At 57.6% G+C, this 19,300-nt stretch carries 19 protein-coding genes; 10 read left to right on the forward strand and 9 right to left on the reverse strand.

Annotation, left to right across the window (positions count from 1 at the left end):
* Positions 1 to 3 precede the first annotated feature (3 nt).
* Together hypF and FN082_RS27890 are read left to right on the forward strand one after the other, a co-directional pair.
* Positions 4 to 2,223, forward strand: a complete 2,220-nt coding sequence (gene hypF / locus FN082_RS27885; RefSeq protein WP_142982752.1) for a carbamoyltransferase HypF — start codon at positions 4 to 6, stop codon at positions 2,221 to 2,223.
* A gap of 11 nt (positions 2,224 to 2,234) precedes the next feature.
* Positions 2,235 to 3,248 carry a HoxN/HupN/NixA family nickel/cobalt transporter gene (locus tag FN082_RS27890; protein ID WP_142982753.1) on the forward strand — a complete coding sequence of 338 codons (1,014 nt, stop codon included), beginning with the start codon at positions 2,235 to 2,237 and terminating at the stop codon, positions 3,246 to 3,248.
* A 121-nt stretch (positions 3,249 to 3,369) separates the two neighbouring features.
* Here FN082_RS27890 and norW read toward each other — a convergent pair whose 3' ends face one another.
* Positions 3,370 to 4,503, reverse strand: coding sequence for an NADH:flavorubredoxin reductase NorW (gene norW / locus FN082_RS27895; RefSeq protein WP_142982754.1), 1,134 nt, complete (start codon positions 4,501 to 4,503; stop codon positions 3,370 to 3,372).
* On the reverse strand, positions 4,500 to 5,948 hold the full coding sequence (norV, locus tag FN082_RS27900; protein ID WP_142982755.1) for an anaerobic nitric oxide reductase flavorubredoxin: 1,449 nt from the start codon (positions 5,946 to 5,948) through the stop codon (positions 4,500 to 4,502). Before norV ends, norW begins: the two co-directional genes overlap by 4 nt.
* Before the next feature lie 187 nt (positions 5,949 to 6,135).
* Here norV and norR point away from each other — a divergent pair, with 187 nt between their 5' ends.
* Positions 6,136 to 7,680 (forward strand): nitric oxide reductase transcriptional regulator NorR, encoded by a 1,545-nt coding sequence (gene norR, locus FN082_RS27910; RefSeq protein ID WP_142982756.1) that lies wholly within the window; start codon positions 6,136 to 6,138, stop codon positions 7,678 to 7,680.
* On the opposite strand, the gene gutQ is transcribed toward norR, so the two are convergent.
* The 7 genes from gutQ to srlA all read right to left on the reverse strand — a co-directional run bounded on the left by gutQ (position 7,643) and on the right by srlA (position 12,647).
* Positions 7,643 to 8,608, reverse strand: a complete 966-nt coding sequence (gene gutQ / locus FN082_RS27915; protein WP_139539486.1) for an arabinose-5-phosphate isomerase GutQ — start codon at positions 8,606 to 8,608, stop codon at positions 7,643 to 7,645. The genes norR and gutQ overlap by 38 nt on opposite strands.
* Positions 8,601 to 9,374 (reverse strand): glucitol operon DNA-binding transcriptional repressor SrlR, encoded by a 774-nt coding sequence (srlR, locus tag FN082_RS27920; RefSeq protein ID WP_139539485.1) that lies wholly within the window; start codon positions 9,372 to 9,374, stop codon positions 8,601 to 8,603. The genes gutQ and srlR overlap by 8 nt, the downstream gene beginning before the upstream one ends.
* 68 nt (positions 9,375 to 9,442) lie before the next feature.
* A complete protein-coding gene (gene gutM, locus FN082_RS27925) occupies positions 9,443 to 9,802 on the reverse strand; it encodes a transcriptional regulator GutM (protein WP_112213767.1) in 360 nt (119 codons plus the stop codon).
* Positions 9,803 to 9,936: 134 nt separating this feature from the next.
* Entirely contained in the window at positions 9,937 to 10,716 is a 780-nt protein-coding gene (gene srlD / locus FN082_RS27930) for a sorbitol-6-phosphate dehydrogenase (RefSeq protein WP_139539484.1), read from the reverse strand.
* Between the two features lie 17 nt (positions 10,717 to 10,733).
* Positions 10,734 to 11,096 (reverse strand): PTS glucitol/sorbitol transporter subunit IIA, encoded by a 363-nt coding sequence (srlB, locus tag FN082_RS27935; RefSeq protein ID WP_139539483.1) that lies wholly within the window; start codon positions 11,094 to 11,096, stop codon positions 10,734 to 10,736.
* 13 nt (positions 11,097 to 11,109) lie between these two features.
* Positions 11,110 to 12,087, reverse strand: coding sequence for a PTS glucitol/sorbitol transporter subunit IIB (srlE, locus tag FN082_RS27940; protein WP_139539482.1), 978 nt, complete (start codon positions 12,085 to 12,087; stop codon positions 11,110 to 11,112).
* Positions 12,084 to 12,647: a PTS glucitol/sorbitol transporter subunit IIC gene (gene srlA, locus FN082_RS27945; protein WP_004104818.1), complete on the reverse strand. Its 564-nt coding sequence runs from the start codon at positions 12,645 to 12,647 to the stop codon at positions 12,084 to 12,086. Before srlA ends, srlE begins: the two co-directional genes overlap by 4 nt.
* A 263-nt stretch (positions 12,648 to 12,910) precedes the next feature.
* On the opposite strand from srlA, the gene mltB reads away from it, so the two are divergent.
* From mltB to recX, 7 genes are all read left to right on the forward strand, one after another.
* Positions 12,911 to 13,987 carry a lytic murein transglycosylase B gene (gene mltB / locus FN082_RS27950; RefSeq protein WP_139539481.1) on the forward strand — a complete coding sequence of 359 codons (1,077 nt, stop codon included), beginning with the start codon at positions 12,911 to 12,913 and terminating at the stop codon, positions 13,985 to 13,987.
* A gap of 203 nt (positions 13,988 to 14,190) precedes the next feature.
* On the forward strand, positions 14,191 to 14,901 hold the full coding sequence (locus FN082_RS27955; RefSeq protein ID WP_180349599.1) for a metal ABC transporter ATP-binding protein: 711 nt from the start codon (positions 14,191 to 14,193) through the stop codon (positions 14,899 to 14,901).
* A complete protein-coding gene (locus tag FN082_RS27960) occupies positions 14,898 to 15,761 on the forward strand; it encodes a metal ABC transporter permease (RefSeq protein WP_142982757.1) in 864 nt (287 codons plus the stop codon). Before FN082_RS27955 ends, FN082_RS27960 begins: the two co-directional genes overlap by 4 nt.
* Before the next feature lie 8 nt (positions 15,762 to 15,769).
* On the forward strand, positions 15,770 to 16,648 hold the full coding sequence (locus FN082_RS27965) for a metal ABC transporter substrate-binding protein (RefSeq protein WP_142463484.1): 879 nt from the start codon (positions 15,770 to 15,772) through the stop codon (positions 16,646 to 16,648).
* A gap of 332 nt (positions 16,649 to 16,980) precedes the next feature.
* The gene (gene pncC / locus FN082_RS27970) at positions 16,981 to 17,478 is read left to right on the forward strand and encodes a nicotinamide-nucleotide amidase (RefSeq protein ID WP_142982758.1); all 498 of its coding nucleotides are present in this window, start codon (positions 16,981 to 16,983) and stop codon (positions 17,476 to 17,478) included.
* Between the two features lie 80 nt (positions 17,479 to 17,558).
* A complete protein-coding gene (gene recA, locus FN082_RS27975; RefSeq protein WP_004104808.1) occupies positions 17,559 to 18,617 on the forward strand; it encodes a recombinase RecA in 1,059 nt (352 codons plus the stop codon).
* A 71-nt stretch (positions 18,618 to 18,688) separates the two neighbouring features.
* A complete protein-coding gene (recX, locus tag FN082_RS27980) occupies positions 18,689 to 19,189 on the forward strand; it encodes a recombination regulator RecX (protein WP_139539477.1) in 501 nt (166 codons plus the stop codon).
* Positions 19,190 to 19,300 lie beyond the last annotated feature (111 nt).

Consider the following 19,300-nt stretch of genomic DNA (forward strand, 5'->3'; position numbering starts at 1 on the left):
GCAATGAACGGGGTGCAAATTCGCATTCGCGGTAAAGTGCAGGGGGTGGGATTCCGCCCCTTTGTCTGGCAGCTGGCGCAGGAGCTTGGGTTGCGCGGCGACGTATGCAACGACGGCGATGGCGTACTGGTGCGGCTTGGTGGCGGTGATGCGGTATTCCTCGCCGCTTTAACCCAGCGTTGCCCGCCGCTGGCGCGGGTCGACAGCACGCAAGCTCAGCCGTTTGCCTGGGCCATCGCGCCGTCGGGTTTCACCATCCGACAAAGCGGAGCCGGGAGTATGCGTACGCAGATTGTGCCTGATGCCGCCACCTGTCCGGCATGTCTTGCGGAGATGAATGACCCGCAGGAGCGCCGCTATCGCTACCCGTTTATCAATTGCACCCACTGCGGGCCGCGTTTTACCATTATTCGCGCCATGCCTTATGACCGCCCGCTGACTTCCATGTCTCCGTTTCCTCTTTGTCCGTCCTGTGCGGCGGAGTATCGCAATCCTGCCGATCGCCGCTTTCATGCTCAGCCGGTGGCCTGCGCTGAGTGCGGGCCGCAGCTGGAATGGCGTGGGGAGGCGACTAATCTGTTTGGCGAAGCGGCGTTACAGGCGGCGATTGCCCGGCTGCTGGCGGGTGATATTGTGGCGGTGAAGGGGCTGGGCGGTTTCCATCTGGTATGCGATGCCGGGAACCGCGAGGCCGTGGCGACGCTACGGGAGCGCAAGCATCGCCCGGCAAAACCGCTGGCGGTAATGCTGCCGACGGCAACAGGACTGCCCGAACAGGCGCTTAAGCTTCTGACCTCTCCCGCCGCGCCGATCGTGCTGCTGGACAAAACGCTGGTTGCTGGCCTGTGCGACCAAATTGCGCCAGGGCTTGCGGAAGTAGGGGGGATGCTGCCGTCTAATCCATTGCAGCATTTACTTGCGCAGGCGCTGGCGCGCCCCTTAGTGATGACCTCCGGCAATCTTAGCGGCCGCCCGCCTGCGCTTACTAACGATCAGGCGCTGGCAGATCTTGCCGGGATTGCCGACGGTTTTCTGCTGCATAACCGCGAGATTGTGCAGCGGATGGATGATTCCGTGGTGCGGCAAAGCGGCGAGATGCTGCGCCGTGCTCGCGGCTATGTGCCGGACGCGCTGCCGCTGCCGCCGGGATTCCACGACGTACCGCCGCTGCTGGCCCTCGGCGCGGATATGAAAAATACCTTCTGCCTGCTGCGCGGCGATGAAGCGGTGCTCAGTCAGCATTTTGGCGACCTCGGTGAGGAAGGCGTAGAAGGGCAGTGGCGACAGGCGCTGCATTTGATGCAGGAAATCTACGCTTTTATGCCGCAGCAGGTGGTGGTTGATGCCCATCCCGGCTATCGCGCCTCGCAGTGGGCGGCGTCGCTGGCGCTACCGGTGGCGCGCGTTTTGCACCATCATGCCCACGCAGCCGCCTGCCTGGCTGAACATCGCTGGCCGCTGGACGGCGGCGACGTCATCGCCCTGACGCTCGACGGCATTGGAATGGGGGAAAATGGCGAGCTATGGGGCGGCGAATGCCTGCGGGTCAACTATCGCGAATGTGAACGGCTTGGCGGCTTGCCCGCGGTGGCGCTGCCCGGCGGTGACCTCGCCGCCCGTCAGCCGTGGCGCAATCTGCTCGCTCAGTGCCTGGCGTTTGTGCCTGACTGGCAGAGCTATGCCGAAACCGCCGCGCTGCGTCAGCAAAACTGGCCGCTGCTGGCGCGGGCCATTGATCGCGGTATTAACGCGCCTAAAGCGTCGTCGTGCGGACGTCTGTTTGACGCCGTCGCCTGCGCATTAGGCTGTGCGCCGCGGACCCTGAGCTATGAGGGTGAGGCGGCCTGTCGACTGGAGGCGCTGGCGGCAACCTGCGAAAGCGTTGATCATCCGGTGACGTTACCGTGGCGCGATGGCGAGCTGGACCTGGCGACGTTCTGGCGACTGTGGCTCGGCTGGCAGGCCAATCCGGCGCAAAAATCTTGGGCTTTTCACGATGCGCTGGCCTGCGGGCTGGCGGCGATGATGCGTGATTGCGCGAGCGCGCGGGATATTCATACCCTGACTTTTGGCGGCGGGGTGCTGCATAACCGGCTGCTGGCGGCGCGATTGACCTTTTATCTGGCCGATTTTACTCTGCTCTTTCCGCAGCAACTGCCCGCTGGCGATGGCGCGATAGCCCTCGGCCAGGCGGTTATCGCTGCGGCCCGCCTTCAGGCTTAAAGGACACCAACATGATAATGATGATTTTGCGCCAGCAGCCGCGCGCAGCGGCGCTGGTGGTGGCATTAATTGCGGCCAATTTGCTGGCCTGGGGCTGGGCGTTTGCTGCATTCGGCGGCAGCGGCGCGCTAATGGCCGCCAGCCTGCTGGCCTGGGGCTACGGCCTGCGCCATGCGGTGGATGCCGATCATATTGCAGCAATTGATAACGTGACCCGCAAAATGATGCAGCAGGGGCGGCGGCCTTTCGGCGTTGGCGCGTGGTTTTCGCTGGGCCACTCGTCAATTGTGGTGCTGGCTTCGGCGGCGATTGCCGCGACCGCCACCGCGTTTGGTCAACAGATGAGCTGGTTTCACGATACCGGCAGCGTGATCGGCACCGCCGTGTCGGCGTTATTTTTGCTGGCGATGGCGTTTATCAACCTGGTGATTTTGCGCAGCGTCTGGCGCAGCTTTCAGGCGTGGAAGCAGGGCGAAAAGGTGAGTGATGAGATAATGAGCGGCGGCGGCATGATGAGCTGGCTGTTTGGTAAGACCTTCCGCCTGATTAGCCGTAGCTGGCAGATGTATCTGGTGGGCTTTCTGTTTGGCCTCGGCTTTGATACGGCAACGGAAATCGGCGTGCTGGGCATTTCCGCCGCCAGCGCCTCGAGCGGGATGTCAATCTGGTCGATTATGGTTTTCCCGGCGCTGTTCGCCAGCGGCATGGCGCTGGTGGATACGCTTGATAATGTGCTGATGGTGGGTGCTTACGGTTGGGCGTTCAGCAAGCCGCAGCGCAAGCTCTATTACAATATGACCATTACCGGGACGTCGGTGGTGGTGGCGCTGTTCATTGGCGGGCTGGAAGCACTGGGGCTGTTGATGGATAAGTTTTCCCTGAGCGGCGGGGTCTGGCGCTGGGTTGGCGCATTGAACGACAATCTTGGCAACGCTGGTTTTGTGGTGGTAGGGCTGTTTGTTGCCTGCTGGGTGCTGTCGGTGCTTAACTACCGCTGGCGCGGATACGATAATCTGGCGCGGTAAGTTGGGGAGATCATCCCGGAGGCGATGCTGCGCATCTGTCCGGGCTACAGATTATGTGGCTGTCTGGTAGCCCGGACAGGCGCAACGCGCCGCCTCCGGGGATAACGTCAGTCCATACAGGCTAACTCACCAACTGCTTGAGCAGCGCAAAGGCGTCTTTCATTCGATCCTCGCTAACCACAAAGGCGCGCAGCTGGTTTTCGGCATCCACGCCTTTCGCCACCAGGCCGTCTTTGGCGGCAACGATATTCCACGTCAGATCCTCGCGTCGGGTATCGCCCGCCAGATGCAGCGGTAAATCCGGTGTTTTGACCTTCACCAGCATCGGCGGCAGCTTCAGCTCGCCCTGCTGGGTCAGCAGATTTTTACCCAGGCACATGGCGCTCAGCAGAATCGGTTGCAGGAACGGCAATACTATGCCGTTGATTTCTGCGCAGTCGCCGAGGGCGTAAATCGCCGGATGGCTGGTTTGCAGCTGGCTGTTTACCACCACGCCGCGATTAATCTCCAGACCCGCATGCCGCGCCAGCGCCGTTTCCGGGCGCAGGCCGGCGGCAGCGACCACCGCATCAACGGTCACCGTGCGCTGACGGTCAAGGGTGACGCGAATGCCGTCGGCGCTTTGCTCCAGGCTTTCCAGTTGAGATTTCAGCATCAGGTGCACGCCCATATCGGTCAGACGATGCTGCAGGCGGCTGCTGGCCTCCGGCGGCATCAGCGCCGACAGCACGCTGGCGGAGTTATCCACCACCGTCACCGCTTTCCCGGCGCGGCAGAAATCCATTGCCAGCTCGCAGCCAATCAGCCCGCCGCCAACGATCAGTACGCGTCTGGCGTCGTGCAGCTGACTCTGCGCTGCGCCGTACTCACGCTGGCTGTTGAGGGTTAGCATCAGCTCGCGTCCCGGCACCGGCGGAATAAACGGCGTCGCGCCGGTAGCCAGCACCAGTTTGTCATAGCGCCATTCGCGGTCCTGGCTTTTCACTACCTGATTCCTGGTGTCGATATCGCTCACCCAGGTATGCGGGAACAGGCGCAGATTGTACTGCTCGGCAAACTCTCCCGCCGTTTGCAGAGTCAGGTCGTCGGCCTTCTGACCACGGCTGACCACATGGCTGAGGTCCGGTTTGTTGTACTCATCCATACTGTCGGCGGCGATCAGGGTCAGCGGGATTTGCGGGTCCTGCTTGCGGATATTTTTCACCAGCTGACGGGCCGCGAAGCCCGAACCGATGATGACGATGCCATCACTCATTTTGCCTCCGATGCCAGAACATCAAACACGTCTTTACCCAGCGAACACTCAGGGCAGAGGAAGTTATCCGGGACTTCGCTCCACGGCGTACCCGGCTGGATGTCCTGGTTCGGCTCGCCTGTTTCTGGATCGTAAATCCACTGGCAAACGCTGCACTGCATTTTAGGGCCGAGGTCGACTGCGGTGGCCGCTGCTGCACATGGCGTTGCTTCCGGCGCGGCTTTTTTCTCCTGGCGCACCGGCAGCGGATTCAGCGCCCACTGACGAGCAATTTCGCGACCGTGCTGACGACAAATTTCCAGCGCGTCGAGGTCTGGACGCCATTTGGCCTTCAGACTCAGGGACATTTCAAAACCGGCATCCTGTAAACGGGTAGAGAGACGATCAACCGCGCCGCCGCTCCAGCCGTGGGAGCCAAAGGCGCTGGCGTGCTTGTTGCGAAAACGCAGGCCGGTCATCTCTTCCACCAGCCCGGCGATTTTCGGCATCATCACGTTGTTCATGGTGGAGGTGCCGACCAGCACGCCTTTGGAGCGGAACACGTTGGTCAGGATTTCGTTTTTATCGCTGCGGGCGACGTTAAAGATTTTCACCGCCACGTTCGGGTCAACTTCGTTGATGCCCTGGGCGATGGCGTCGGCCATCATGCGGGTGTTATTGGACATGGTGTCGTAGAAAATGGTGATACGGTCTTCCTGATAGTCCGCCGCCCATTTCAGGTACAGCTCAACGATCTGGGTTGGATTTTCACGCCATACCACGCCGTGGGAGGTGGCAATCATGTCGACCGGCAGATTGAAGCCGAGGATCTCGGTGATTTTCGGCGTCACCAGGCGACTGAACGGGGTCAGGATGTTGGCGTAGTAGCGCTGGCACTGCTCGAACAGTTCGGTCTGGTCAACTTCGTCGTTGAACAGACGTTCATCGCAGTAGTGCTGGCCAAAGGCATCGTTACTGAACAGCACCGCATCGCCGGTCATGTAGGTCATCATGCTGTCCGGCCAGTGCAGCATCGGGGTTTCCACAAAAATCAGCTGTTTGCCGTTACCGATATCCAGGCTGTCGCCGGTTTTCACTACGTTAAAGTTCCACTCCGGGTGATGGTGGTGGCCGGTGATGGAGTCGATGGCGTTGGCGGTGCAGTAGATCGGGGTGTCCGGGATCTGCGCCATCAGTTCGGTCAGCGCGCCAGCATGATCCTCTTCGGCGTGGTTAATAATGATGTAGTCGATATCGGCGAGGTCGATTTCGCCGCGCAGATTTTGCACGAATTCACGACTGAATTTATGATCGACGGTATCGATCAGCACGTTTTTTTCTTCCCGGATAAGATAGCTGTTGTAGCTGCTGCCGCGCAGCGTTTTATATTCTGTTCCATGGAAATCACGCACTTCCCAGTCACGTTGGCCAACCCAATGAATGTTATTTTTAACCAGAATAGACATAGCAACCTCAATTAATTCAGCATTGTTCAAATAAGATGTTTTGCTTATATCAAGTTGCGTGCCAACTTTTTAATTAATTGAATTTAAAGGTTTTAATATTTCTGGCTAAATTTGTTGATGTCAAAATGACAATGGTTAAAATAGTCGTTATGACTATCTTTATTGTCAGAATGACTATGAGGCGACAATGAGTTTCTCCGTCGAGGCCCTGGCGAAAATTGCCATTGATTTACAAAGCGATCTCGGTCATGCCGACCGTTTCTCGCGCCTGATTACCACCCTGCGGCAGATTCTCGGCTGCGATGCTTCGGCGCTGCTGCGCTACGAAGCGCATCAGTTTGTGCCGCTGGCGATTGATGGCCTGGCCCAGGATGTACTTGGGCGGCGCTTCGCCCTTGAGGGGCATCCACGGCTGGAGGCGATTGCTCGTGCCGGGGACGTGGTGCGGTTCCCGGCAGACAGCGACCTGCCGGACCCTTACAACGGATTAATTCCCGGACAGGAGAGCCTGAAGGTACATGCCTGCGTCGGGCTGCCGCTATTTGCCGGGCAAACCCTGATTGGCGCGCTCACCCTCGACGGCATGGATGCGGACCGTTTCGACAGCTTTAGCGATGAGGAGCTGCGCCTGATTGCCGCTCTGGTGGCCGGGGCGCTGAATAACGCGCTGCTGATTGCCCGGCTGGAGAATCAAAACGTGCTACCGGAGCAGGCTATCGCTTACCCGGCGTCCGAGCGTCAGGAGATAATCGGCCTGTCGGCACCGATTTTACAGCTGAAAAAAGAGATCGATATCGTCGCGGCTTCCGATCTGAACGTCCTGATTAGCGGTGAAACCGGCACCGGCAAGGAGCTGGTGGCGAAGGCGGTGCATCAGGGGTCGCCGCGTGCAGCCAACCCGCTGGTGTATCTCAACTGCGCAGCGCTACCGGAGAGCGTGGCGGAAAGCGAGCTGTTTGGTCACGTTAAAGGGGCATTTACCGGGGCGATAAGTAACCGTAGCGGCAAGTTTGAAATGGCGGATAACGGGACGCTGTTCCTCGATGAAATTGGCGAGCTGTCGCTGGCGCTACAGGCCAAGCTACTGCGGGTGCTGCAATATGGCGATATTCAGCGCGTCGGCGATGACCGCAGCCTGCGGGTCGATGTACGGGTGCTGGCAGCGACCAACCGCGACCTGCGTCAGGAGGTGGTGGAAGGGCGTTTTCGTGCCGATCTTTATCATCGTCTGAGCGTGTTCCCGCTGTCGGTTCCGGCGCTGCGCGAGCGGGAAAATGACGTCGTGCTGCTGGCGGGCTATTTTTGTGAGCAGTGTCGTTTACGTATGGGGCTGTCGCAGGTGATTTTAAGCGACGCGACGTGCGCCAGGCTGCTGGCGTGGTCATGGCCGGGTAACGTGCGCGAGCTGGAGCATGCTATTCATCGGGCGGTGGTGCTGGCGCGGGCAACTCAGGCGGGTAACGAAGTCGTACTGGAGCCGCCGCATTTTCAGTTTGCCGCGCAAGCGCCGGGTCTGCCTGACGTAAGCCCGCAGCCGGTGGCGGAGGTGGTGAATTTACGCGAGGCGACGGAAGCCTTCCAGCGCGAAGCGATTGCCAGAGCGCTGGCGGATAACAATCGCAACTGGGCCGCTGCCGCCCGCGCGCTGGATCTCGACGTCGCCAACCTGCACCGGCTGGCGAAGCGTCTCGGGCTTAAAGGATCCCGGCCTGATAAAAGTTCTGCAGGTTAATCGCGCCGACCAGTTGACCGTTGTCATCCACCACCGGCGCGGCGCTGATTTTGTGCTTCATCAGGCGCTCTTTGGCTTCTACCGCGCGGCTTTCTGCTTGCAGGGTTACGCCGTTGCGGGTCATCGCCTGGCTGACGACATCTTGCAAACTGCCGCCGCCTACCAGCCAGCGGCGCAGGTCGCCGTCGGTGAACACGCCCTGGACGTGATTGTGCTCATCGCAGACCGCCACCAGCCCCAGGCCGGTGCGGCTGAGTTCGAGCATCGCGTCCATCACGCTGGTATCAACATCCACGCGCGGCACGTCGCCATCGCGGCGCATGAGATGGTGAACTTTGTTCAGCAGTCGTGCGCCCAGCGCGCCAGCCGGGTGCGAGCGGGCAAAATCTTCTTCATTAAAGCCGCGAGCCTGCATCACCGCCATCGCCAGCGCGTCGCCGAGCATCAGGGTGTTAACGGTGCTGGAGGTCGGCGCGAGATGCATCGGGCAGGCTTCGCGTTCTACGGCGATATCAAGCACCGCTTTAGCCGCCAATGCCAACGGAGATTTGGATTTTCCGGTCATTGCCAACAGCGGAATGGATTTTTCTTCCAGGCGCGGGACAATGAGATCCAGCTCTTTAGCGCTGCCGGAGTAGGAGATAAACAGCATCACGTCGCGGCTATCGAGCATCCCGAGGTCGCCGTGCAGCGCCTCCGCCGGATGAACGAAAAATGCCGGAGTGCCGGTGCTGGCGAAGGTGGCGGCCAGCTTTTTGCCAATATGACCTGATTTGCCGATACCGGAGACCACCAGTTTTCCCTCGCAGTGAATGATGATTTCCGCCGCGCGGATGAAGTCGTCGCCCAGGCGTTCAGGCAGGCGACTCGCCTCCTGAAGCTCCAGCATCAGGGTCTGACGTCCGGCTTCTAACAGAAAGTTACTCATGATGTTCTCCAGTAATAATGACCTCGATGCCTTTTTCTTCCAGCGCTTGCTTGAATTCCGGGCTGATATCGGCATCGGTAATCAGTTTGTCCACGCTCTCCAGACCGCAGACGATATTGGGACTTTTGCGGCCAAACTTCGATGAGTCGGCCATCAGGATAACTTCGCGGGCGGCATTGCACATCGCTTTGCTGACCGTATAAACCTCATTAAAGGTGGTGACGCCGGCGATTAAATCAATCCCGTCGGTTCCCATAAACAGTTTATCGAAGCTGAAGTGCTCGAAGGCGTTTTCCGCCAGCTGGCCATGAAAGGAGGCCGATTTTTTACGGAAGGTACCGCCCGGCATCAGGATAGTTTGTTCATTATCCAGCTCGGAGAGGGCGTTGACGATATGCAGGCTGTTGGTCATCACGGTGATGTTATTGAAGCGGCTGAGCATTGGCACCATTTGCAGCACCGTACTGCCGGCGTCAAGAATGATCGAGTCGCCATCGTGAATAAAGCCCACCGCAACTTCGGCAATTCGCTCTTTTTTATGGGTGTTGATCAGCGTCTTGTGGTCGATGGGTGGGTCGGCCTCGTCTTTATTTAACACCACGCCGCCGTAGGTGCGGATAACGGTACCGGCATTCTCAAGGATGACCAGATCCTTGCGGATGGTGGTACCGGTGGTGTCGAAGTGTTGCGCCAGCTCTTCGACCGAACATTTACCCTGCGATTGCAGGTGCTCGAGAATGGCTGCCTGGCGCTGACGTGGTTTCATAGGCGTTGTATCCTGCGTTTAAAGTTTCGAAATGATAATTTCGCAAGATATTAACTTTCACAACGAAATTATCCATGTTTCGGATTAAGCGCTAATAATAGTGCATTCTGACAGAGCGGATCATTGGGAAAGATCACATCAGGTTGCAATTCCTCGAGATGTTTGCCGTTGAGAGCGGGAATTTTTTGTGGTCTGGCGAAGACGGTGAGGCCTTTCATTAACAGCGTATCGCGAATGCGATCGTGCTCGTCGACGGCGATGGCGACGACGGCGCGCGGTTTGAAGCGGCCCGAGGAGCGACCCACGCCAACCCGGCCCTGCTGGCATAGCTGGTCGAAGGCGCGGTTGAACTGGCGGATTTGCCAGCCGCCAAAGGCGAGCTGGGTTATCCAGGCGATGGCGGCGACGGTGATGAGTGCGGTAACCATAAAATCTCCTTAAGGTGCGTGCGATATTCCCCCGGAGGCGGCGCGTTGCGCCTGTCCGGGCTACCAGACAGCTGCATAATCGGTAGCCCGGACAGATGCGCAGCATCGCCTCCGGGAAAACAGCGCGCAACGTTTTAAAACATCACCTGCCCGCCGGTGACGTTGATGGACTGCCCGGTGCAGTACGAAGCCTGCGGGCTGGCGTAAAACATCAGCACATTGAGCACATCCTGATAATCGCAACCGCGCTTGAGCGGAACTTTATCGACGTAATACTGTTCAACTTCGTTCTCGGCAATCCCCAATTTGGTGGCGTACTGCGGCAGTAGCGACTGGAACATCGGCGACTTCAGCAGGTTGCCCAGCATCAGCGAATGGACGGTGATACCGTACTCCGCGAGATCTAATGCCAGAGACTGCGTCAGCCCCACGCCGCCAAACTTCGCCGCGCTATAGCCGGAGTTGTGCTTGCTGCCCACTTTGCCGGATTTCGAGTTGATCTGGATGATGCGTCCTTTAATACCGTCGCGGATCATCAGGCGGGAAAACTCGCGGGCGCAGAGGAAGTAGCCCACCAGATTAACCTGCAGCGAGCGGTCGAAATCGCCCAAGGCAAAGTCGCTGATAAAGGCCGCTTTGGCGATCCCGGCGCTGTAGACCAGCAGGTCTGCGCGGGAAAATATTTCGTCAACGCCGCGGGCAAGGGCGACAACGCTGGCTTCGCTGGTGGCGTCTGCGCCGAAGCCGTAGGCCGTTCCTTCGCCGTATTCAGCATTAATGGCCTGTGCGACGCGAGTCGCTTTATCGCTCTGGATGTCGACAACCGCTACTCGATAGCCCTCTGCGGCAAGGCCACGACACAGAAACTCCCCTAAGGTTTGTCCCCCACCGATGACAACAGCAACCTGATTCATAATTTTCTCCTTACAACTTAAGCAACAAATTTCAGTACGCAGCCGGTGGTGATGGCTTCCGGCACCGGGCCCGCTACGTGGACGGTTCCGGGGAATTCCGCTTCGCGGTGGCCATCAAAACGCAGCGTGATATGGCCCAGCTCGCGCAGATTTTGCTCGGCGACCTCGCCGACGGCAGTCACCGGATAGCGCTGCTCGCCAAGCTGCAGCTCAGCGCCCGGTACCAGCTGGCCGGACAGCTCGCCGTGGTTGTGAATAAAGCAATACTCTTCGATATCGGCCGGGGCGCCTTCGCGGAAAGTGATCAGCATCTGGTCTTCCAGCGCCATCGTCGCGCTGGCGCCGATGTGCGTAATGGTGGTCTGGTAAATCACGGTCATCTTCAGGAACCTCTTATTGGTAAATAAATCCGGAAACGAACCAGGCGATTAGCACCGTTGGCGCGCCGGTCAGGAAGCGGCTCACCAGCACCGACGGGACGCCGACGCGCACGGTGTCCTGGCGCGCTTCGGCCAAAGACAGACCAACCGGAATAAAGTCGCAGGCGGCCTGGGCGTTAATGGCAAACAGTGCGGGCAGGGCGAGGTGCGGCGGAATATTGCCAAGGCCAATCTGTACGCCAATCAGTACGCCGATAACCTGGGCGATGACCGCGCCTGGGCCGAGGAACGGCGACAGCAGCGGGAAGGAGCAGATCAGCGCCAGGGTAACGAGGCCCAGCGGATGGCTGGCAAGCGGCGCCAGGCCGTGGGCAATCCAGTCGCCGACGCCAGAGGCCATGATGATGCCGATCAGCGCCGAGACGAAGGCCATAAACGGCAGAATGGTTTTCAGCACCGTATCGATGGTGTCACGACCGGCCTGGAACAGCACCGCTACGACGGACCCCATTCCCATACCGACCTTCGCCAGCAGGCCGTCGCTCTGCTCGGTTATCTTCTTGCTGGTGTCATAGTCGCGGGCAGCTGGTTGGGCAGGCGCGGCCTGTGGGGCCGGAGAGTGGCTACCTTCCAAAGCGAAAATGTTCTCTTCTTTGACGCCGGATACGTAAATATCCTCGACGATGTACTGCGCCAGCGGGCCGGATTTACCGGTGGCGTGGATATTAATGGTCGGGATGCGGCGTTTCGGATAGATGCCGCAGCGCAGAGTGCCGCCGCAGTCGATAATCGCCACGCCGATTTCCGCTTCCGGCGGTTCGCCCTCTTTGAAGCCATCGACCGCCTGCCAGCCGGTGAGGCTCGCGATTTTATCGACGATAGCCGGGCGGGTACCTGCGGTGATATAGACAATCTTTTTACCGGCAACGGCGTCCAGTTCAAGCGGGCCGCCCCAGCCGCCGGTGCCTCTTTCAATACGAATACGCGTCATGATGTTGCTCCTGACAGATGAACTTTCTGCTCAAGCTGGATGGCCATTTTTTTCTCAAAAATCGAGGTGGTCAGGTCGGTTACCCAGCCGCGGAAGAAGTTAGTTACCAGACCCACCAGCAGATAGCTCACCGCCAGCGGTCCCAGAGGCAGACCGAGGGTGGTCAGCCCGTTGGCTATCCCGAGATAGACGAACAGTTCACCGGGGTTAATGTGCGGAAACAGACCGTTCATTGAGTGGCAGCTGTAGGAGGCCGCCGCGTAATAGCTTGGTTTGTATTTTTCGGGCATAAAGCGCCCAAGGCTCAGGGTCATCGGGTTGCAAAAAACGAAGGTACCGATGCAGGGCAGCAGCAGGTAGCGGGAGATCGGATTACCGGCGCAGCGTTGCGCCAGTTTTTCGATCCGCTGCTGACCAATAAAGTTGATCAGCGCGTTCATGATCACCAGCAGACTGATCAGCAAAGGCAGGATCCCGGTGACCATACCGGTAAACACCTCACCTCCCTTCTGAAACAGGCCGATAAACCATTCGGCACCATGGGTAACGACTTCAATCATTGTTCTCTCCTTCAGCATGTTATTTTTCTTGCTAACTGGCGGCTAATTTTAATCACTTTGAAAGATTTAAAAGTGTTAATTTGATCGCAAAATGAAAGATAAATATTTTATTTTGAAAGTTTGCGGCTAAAATGAAAGATGAGAGAGGCGGTGAATGAGCGAAAAATGACAATAAAAAAGAATTTACATCGCCGTCGCTTCCTTGTGAGCGGGCGCATGCTTTACCATAATTACCCCTTGCCGATTTGTTAAATGGATGTCCCATGTTGAAGCGTCGTTATCTGGCTTTACTCCCCCTGTGTGTCCTTCTCGCTGCCTGCAGCAGCAAACCTCAAACCCCTGCGGAAACGGAAATGGCGGGCGGCACGGGCGGTTTTTTGCTGGAGCCGCAGCATAACGTGATGCAGATGAGCGGTGATTTCGCCAATAACCCGGCGGCGGAGCAGTTCATCGATAAAATGGTGAGCAAGCACGGCTTCGACCGCCAGCAGCTGCATGAAATCCTCTCGCAGGCCAAACGTCTGGACTATGTTTTGCGTCTGATGGACCGTCAGGCGCCGACCGGGCTGCCGCCGTCAGGGCCAAACGGCGCCTGGCTGCGCTACAAAAAACAGTTTATTACCCCGGATAACGTGCAGAACGGCGTCGCATTCTGGAATCAGTATCAGGACGCGCTCAACCGTGCGTATCAGGTCTACGGCGTGCCGCCGGAAATTATCGTCGGGATTATTGGCGTCGAGACCCGCTGGGGCCGGGTGATGGGCAAAACCCGCATCCTTGATGCGCTGGCGACGCTGTCGTTCAACTACCCGCGCCGCGCCGAATACTTCTCCGGCGAGCTGGAAACGTTCCTGCTGATGGCGCGCAGTGAACAGGATGACCCGCTCGATCTGAAAGGCTCCTTCGCCGGGGCAATGGGCTACGGTCAGTTTATGCCGTCTTCCTATAAGCAGTATGCCGTGGACTTTAACGGCGACGGGCATATCAACCTGTGGGATCCGGTCGATGCCATCGGCAGCGTGGCTAATTACTTTAAGCAGCATGGTTGGGTGAGCGGCGATGTGGTTGCGGTGCAGGCGATGGGCCAGGCACCAGGTCTGGATAACGGTTTCAAAACCAAATACAGCGTCTCGCAGCTGGCTGCGGCGGGATTAACCCCGACTCAGTCGCTGGGTAACCATCAGCAGGCGAGCCTGCTGCGGCTGGATATAGGCACCGGATACCAGTACTGGTACGGCCTGCCGAACTTCTACACCATTACTCGCTACAACCACAGCACCCATTACGCGATGGCCGTCTGGCAACTGGGGCTGGCGGTTTCTCAGGCTCGTATGCAGTAATCTTGCCCTTTGTGCACCTCTCCGTTCGGGGAGGTGCCTGTTACATTTTGCAGCATTTCCTTTCGTTGACACCAATTTACATTCTACGCATCTTTCAATATTGTTATGTTATAACGTTTTATTGAGGTGTGAGAATTGACTTCCATATTGATGGCTTCCGGCGTTACGCGGCTGATTATCGCCTGTTTTCTGCTGGCCGTGTTGTGGCTGGCAACCTGGTGGGCGGTGTCGTTGCCATGATAGAGCTCGATCATCTGGTGGCTGGCTATGAAGGCCTTGCCATTACGCCATCGCTTAGCGGCACGATCGAAACGGGCAGCATGACGGCTATCGTCGGCCTGAACGGCTGCGGTAAATCGACGCTGCTAAAGACGCTGGCCGGGTTTATTCCACCGGTGAGCGGTTACCTGAACTGGCGCGGTAGACGACCCGTTATCGGTTGGCTGGCGCAGCGGCATGCGTTGGAGTCGCAGTTTCCGCTTACGGTGCAGGACGTGGTTAGCCAGGGATCCTGGCCGCGCGTGTCGTTACTGCGCGGGCTAAAGGGAGAAGTTCTTCAGCGCATTGTTGCGTCTCTGGAGCGGGTGGGTCTGTTAGCGATGGCGAAAACGCCGATTGAGGAACTTTCGGGCGGACAGTTTCAACGCATGTTGTTCGCCCGGGTAATGGTACAACGTGCGCCGCTGGTGATGCTCGACGAGCCCTTTACCGGCATCGATGAAGCGACCTGTCGCGAGCTGATGACGCTGATCCTGGAAATGCATCAGCAGGGGCAAACGATTCTGGCGGTGCTGCACGATAACCAACGGGTCGCCGACTATTTCCCGGAAACGTTGCTGTTGACGTCGCAGCGTGCTCGTTGGGGGAACACGGCCGACGTGCTACCCGCCTTTCACTCTGCGAGGCTGGCATGATCTGGCACACCTTCATTCAGCCCTTTATTGAATTTGGTTTTATGCGCCGCGCGCTGGTGGTGTGTCTGGCGCTATCCCTCAGCACCACCATGCTCGGCGTCTTCTTACTGTTACGGCGTATGAGCCTGATGGGCGATGCGCTCTCGCATGCGATTTTGCCCGGCGTGGCGGCAGGTTATCTGTTTAACGGAATGTCGCTACTGGCGATGACCGTTGGTGGTTTTATCGCCGGGATAGCGGTTGCGCTGGTAGCGGGGTGGGTCAGTCGGCGAACGCCTTTAAAAGAGGACGCCAGCTTTGCTGGATTTTATCTTGGCTCCCTGGCGCTGGGCGTCACGCTGGTATCGCTACGCGGTTCTAACGTCGACCTGCTGCATCTGCTGTTTGGTTCGATTCTGGCGGTAGACAGCGATTCTGCGTTGTTCGTTGCGGGCGTCGCCAGCCTGACGTTGGTTTGCATTGCTCTTTTTTATCGCGGCCTGGTCAGCGAAGCCTTCGACAGCGTGTGGCTACAGGTGAATTCGCGAAGATTGCCTGCTCTGCTGCACGGCCTGTTTCTCGCGCTGCTGGTGCTCAATCTGGTCGCTGGATTTCAGGTACTTGGCACGCTGATGGCGGTGGGCGTCATGATGCTGCCTGCGGTAGCGGCTCGCTGCTGGGCGCGGACGCTGCCGGGGATTTTGCTATTGGCTGCGCTGATTGGTGGCGTCTGCGCATGGATGGGGCTGAGCTTGTCGTGGGCGGCGAATTTGCCTGCCGGGCCCGCCATTGTGCTGACCGCCAGCGGCATCTTTTTTATTTCCGTGTTTTTTGGCACGCGCAGTCGGCTGGTTGTCGGCTGGCGTAAATTAATGGGGTAAGGAACATGATGAAACGTACCGGGATACTGCTGGCGCTGGCGTTGAGCATGGCGTCACAAGGGGTGATGGCAAAAACGCTGAACGTGGTGAGTAGTTTTTCTGTTTTAGGCGACATGGTGCAGCAGGTTGGCGGCGAACATGTGCATGTGGATACGCTGGTGGGGCCTGACGGAGACCCGCATACTTTTGAACCGTCACCGAAAGATAGCGCGCTACTTAGCAAAGCCGATGTGGTGGTGGTTAACGGCCTTGGACTGGAAGGCTGGCTGGACAGATTGATTAAAGCCTCCGGGTTTAAAGGTGAACTGGTTGTTGCTTCCACTGGGGTGAAAACCCATACGCTTGAAGAAGATGGTGAGACGGTCACCGATCCGCACGCCTGGAACAGCGCCGCAAACGGCGCCCTGTATGCGCAAAATATCCTTAACGGTCTGGTAAAAGCAGACCCGGAAGATAAGGCGGCGCTGGAGGCCTCTGGTAAGCGTTATATCAGCCAGCTCAACGAAATTGATCGCTGGGCAAAAGGTCAGTTCAGCACTATTCCACAGGCCAAACGCAAGGTGCTGACCAGCCATGATGCTTTCGGCTATTTTGGCCGTGCATACGGCGTGACGTTCCTCGCGCCGCAAGGATTGTCTTCGGAAAGTGAAGCCAGCGCGGCGCAGGTAGCGGCATTAATCAAACAAATTAAAGCCGATGACGTGCATACCTGGTTTATGGAAAACCAGCTTGATCCAAGGCTGGTCAAGCAGATTGCCAGCGCAACGGGCGCGCAGCCGGGTGGTGAACTCTATCCTGAAGCGCTCTCTAAACCGGGCGGCGTAGCGGACAGCTACGTGAAAATGCTGCGTCACAACGTAGAGCTGATTGCGGCGAGTATGAAATAACTAAACCCGGCCTTCTATAGGCCGGTTATTCTGTTTCATTGTTCTTCTTGTATCTGACTGATTTTTTTAGTCAATGTGAACCCGTAAATAATGCAACCTACGCCCAGCAAGATTTGCACACCTTCATACAGTAGATTAAATGGGCGGGTGAAAATATGCAGCAGTACGGTAAATTGTGGCACTGGTGACACCTGGCAGCTATCCGAAAATTCTGCGCCAGTACAGGTAATGTTTTTCGGAAGCCTCCTCGTAAATTCGCCAGTCCATCCCCATATCTCTGCTGAAAGTGCTATCTTTGATGGCCTCTTTATACGGCTTACGTGGGGCGACGAATGACAGATTCGGAATTAATGCAGCTGAGCGAGCAGGTGGGGTTGGCGCTGAAAGCGCGCGGCGCGACGGTAACCACGGCGGAATCCTGCACTGGCGGCTGGGTCGCCAAAATGCTTACCGATATCGCGGGCAGCTCGGCATGGTTTGAACGCGGTTTCGTGACCTACAGCAATGAAGCGAAATCGCAAATGATTGGCGTCAGCGAGGTGACCCTGCTTGACCATGGCGCGGTGAGTGAACCGGTGGTGGTGGAGATGGCGATTGGCGCGCTTCGTGCGGCCCGTGCGGATTATGCGATATCGGTCAGCGGCATTGCCGGGCCGGATGGCGGCAGCGCGGAAAAGCCGGTTGGTACCGTTTGGTTTGGCGTGGCCAGCGCCAGCGGACAGGGCGTAACCCGACGCGAATGTTTTGCCGGAGACCGGGAGTCTGTGCGCCGCCAGGCAACGGCCTATGCGCTAAATCTCCTCTGGCAACAATTTCTACAAAACACTTGATACTGTATGACTATACAGTATAATTGCTTCAACAGAACAGAATTCACCACCCGGTTACACCCGGCATGAGAGGAGTAATAATGGCTATCGACGAAAACAAACAGAAAGCGTTGGCGGCAGCACTGGGCCAGATCGAAAAACAATTCGGTAAAGGCTCCATCATGCGCCTGGGTGAAGACCGTTCCATGGATGTGGAAACTATCTCTACCGGCTCGCTTTCCCTGGATATCGCCCTGGGCGCAGGCGGTCTGCCGATGGGCCGTATCGTCGAGATCTACGGACCTGAATCTTCTGGTAAAACGACGCTGACCCTGCAGGTTATCGCCGCGGCACAGCGCGAAGGCAAAACCTGTGCGTTTATCGATGCAGAACACGCGCTGGACCCGGTTTATGCTCGCAAGCTCGGCGTCGATATCGACAACCTGCTGTGCTCCCAGCCGGATACCGGCGAACAGGCTCTGGAAATCTGTGACGCTCTGGCGCGTTCTGGTGCGGTAGACGTTATCGTCGTTGACTCCGTGGCGGCACTGACGCCGAAAGCGGAAATCGAAGGCGAAATCGGCGACTCCCACATGGGCCTCGCGGCGCGTATGATGAGCCAGGCAATGCGTAAGCTGGCGGGGAACCTGAAGCAGTCCAACACCCTGCTGATCTTCATCAACCAGATTCGTATGAAAATTGGCGTGATGTTCGGTAACCCGGAAACCACCACCGGCGGTAATGCACTGAAATTCTACGCCTCCGTTCGTCTGGATATCCGCCGTATTGGCGCGGTGAAAGAAGGGGATAACGTTGTCGGCAGCGAAACCCGCGTTAAAGTAGTGAAAAACAAAATTGCTGCGCCGTTTAAGCAGGCTGAATTCCAGATCCTCTACGGAGAAGGTATTAACTTCTTCGGTGAGCTGGTTGATCTTGGCGTGAAAGAGAAGCTGATCGAGAAAGCCGGTGCCTGGTACAGCTATAACGGCGACAAAATTGGTCAGGGTAAAGCGAACGCCATCTCCTGGCTGAAGGAGAACCCGGCAGCCGCAAAAGAGATCGAGAAGAAAGTTCGTGAACTGCTGCTGAGCAATCAGGATTCTACGCCGGACTTCGCGGTTGATGGCAACAGCGAAGCAGAAACTGAACAAGATTTCTGATATCGTCTGAACAGACTAACAAGGGGCCGCTTATGCGGCCCTTTTGCTTTTTTTGATGAGCGAGGTTGCCCGTGACTGAAACTTCATCCCGCCGCTCTGGCTACGCCCGGCTGCTGGATCGCGCTATTCGCATTCTGGCCATGCGCGACCACAGCGAGCAGGAGCTAAGACGCAAACTGGCTGCTCCGGTAATGAGTAAAAACGGTCCGGAAACGCTTGATGTTACGCCGGAAGAGGTCGATAAAGTTGTTGAGTGGTGCATTGATAACCGCTACCTGGACGATGCCCGCTTTGTTAGCCAATTTATTGCCAGCCGCAGCCGCAAGGGATACGGCCCGGCGCGCGTCCGTCAGGAGCTAAACCAGAAGGGGATATCCCGCGAGACGATAGAGTCCTCTATGCGTGAGTGCGAAATCGACTGGGCGCTGCTTGCCAAAGAGCAGGCGCAACGAAAATATGGCGAACCCTTACCCACTGCGTTTGCAGAAAAAGTCAAAATTCAGCGCTTTTTGCTCTATCGTGGCTATCTGATGGAAGATATCCAGGAAATCTGGCGAAATTTTGCAGATTGACCCATCCGGGATTTTACTTCCCCGTAAAGAAAACTTATCTTATTCCCACTTTATTTTCGTGAGTAGCCTGCCGGTCGATACTGGGTAGTGGCTGCCAGCGACATTTCGTTA

Source organism: Klebsiella spallanzanii (assembly GCF_902158555.1).
Taxonomy (GTDB): Bacteria; Pseudomonadota; Gammaproteobacteria; order Enterobacterales; family Enterobacteriaceae; genus Klebsiella; species Klebsiella spallanzanii.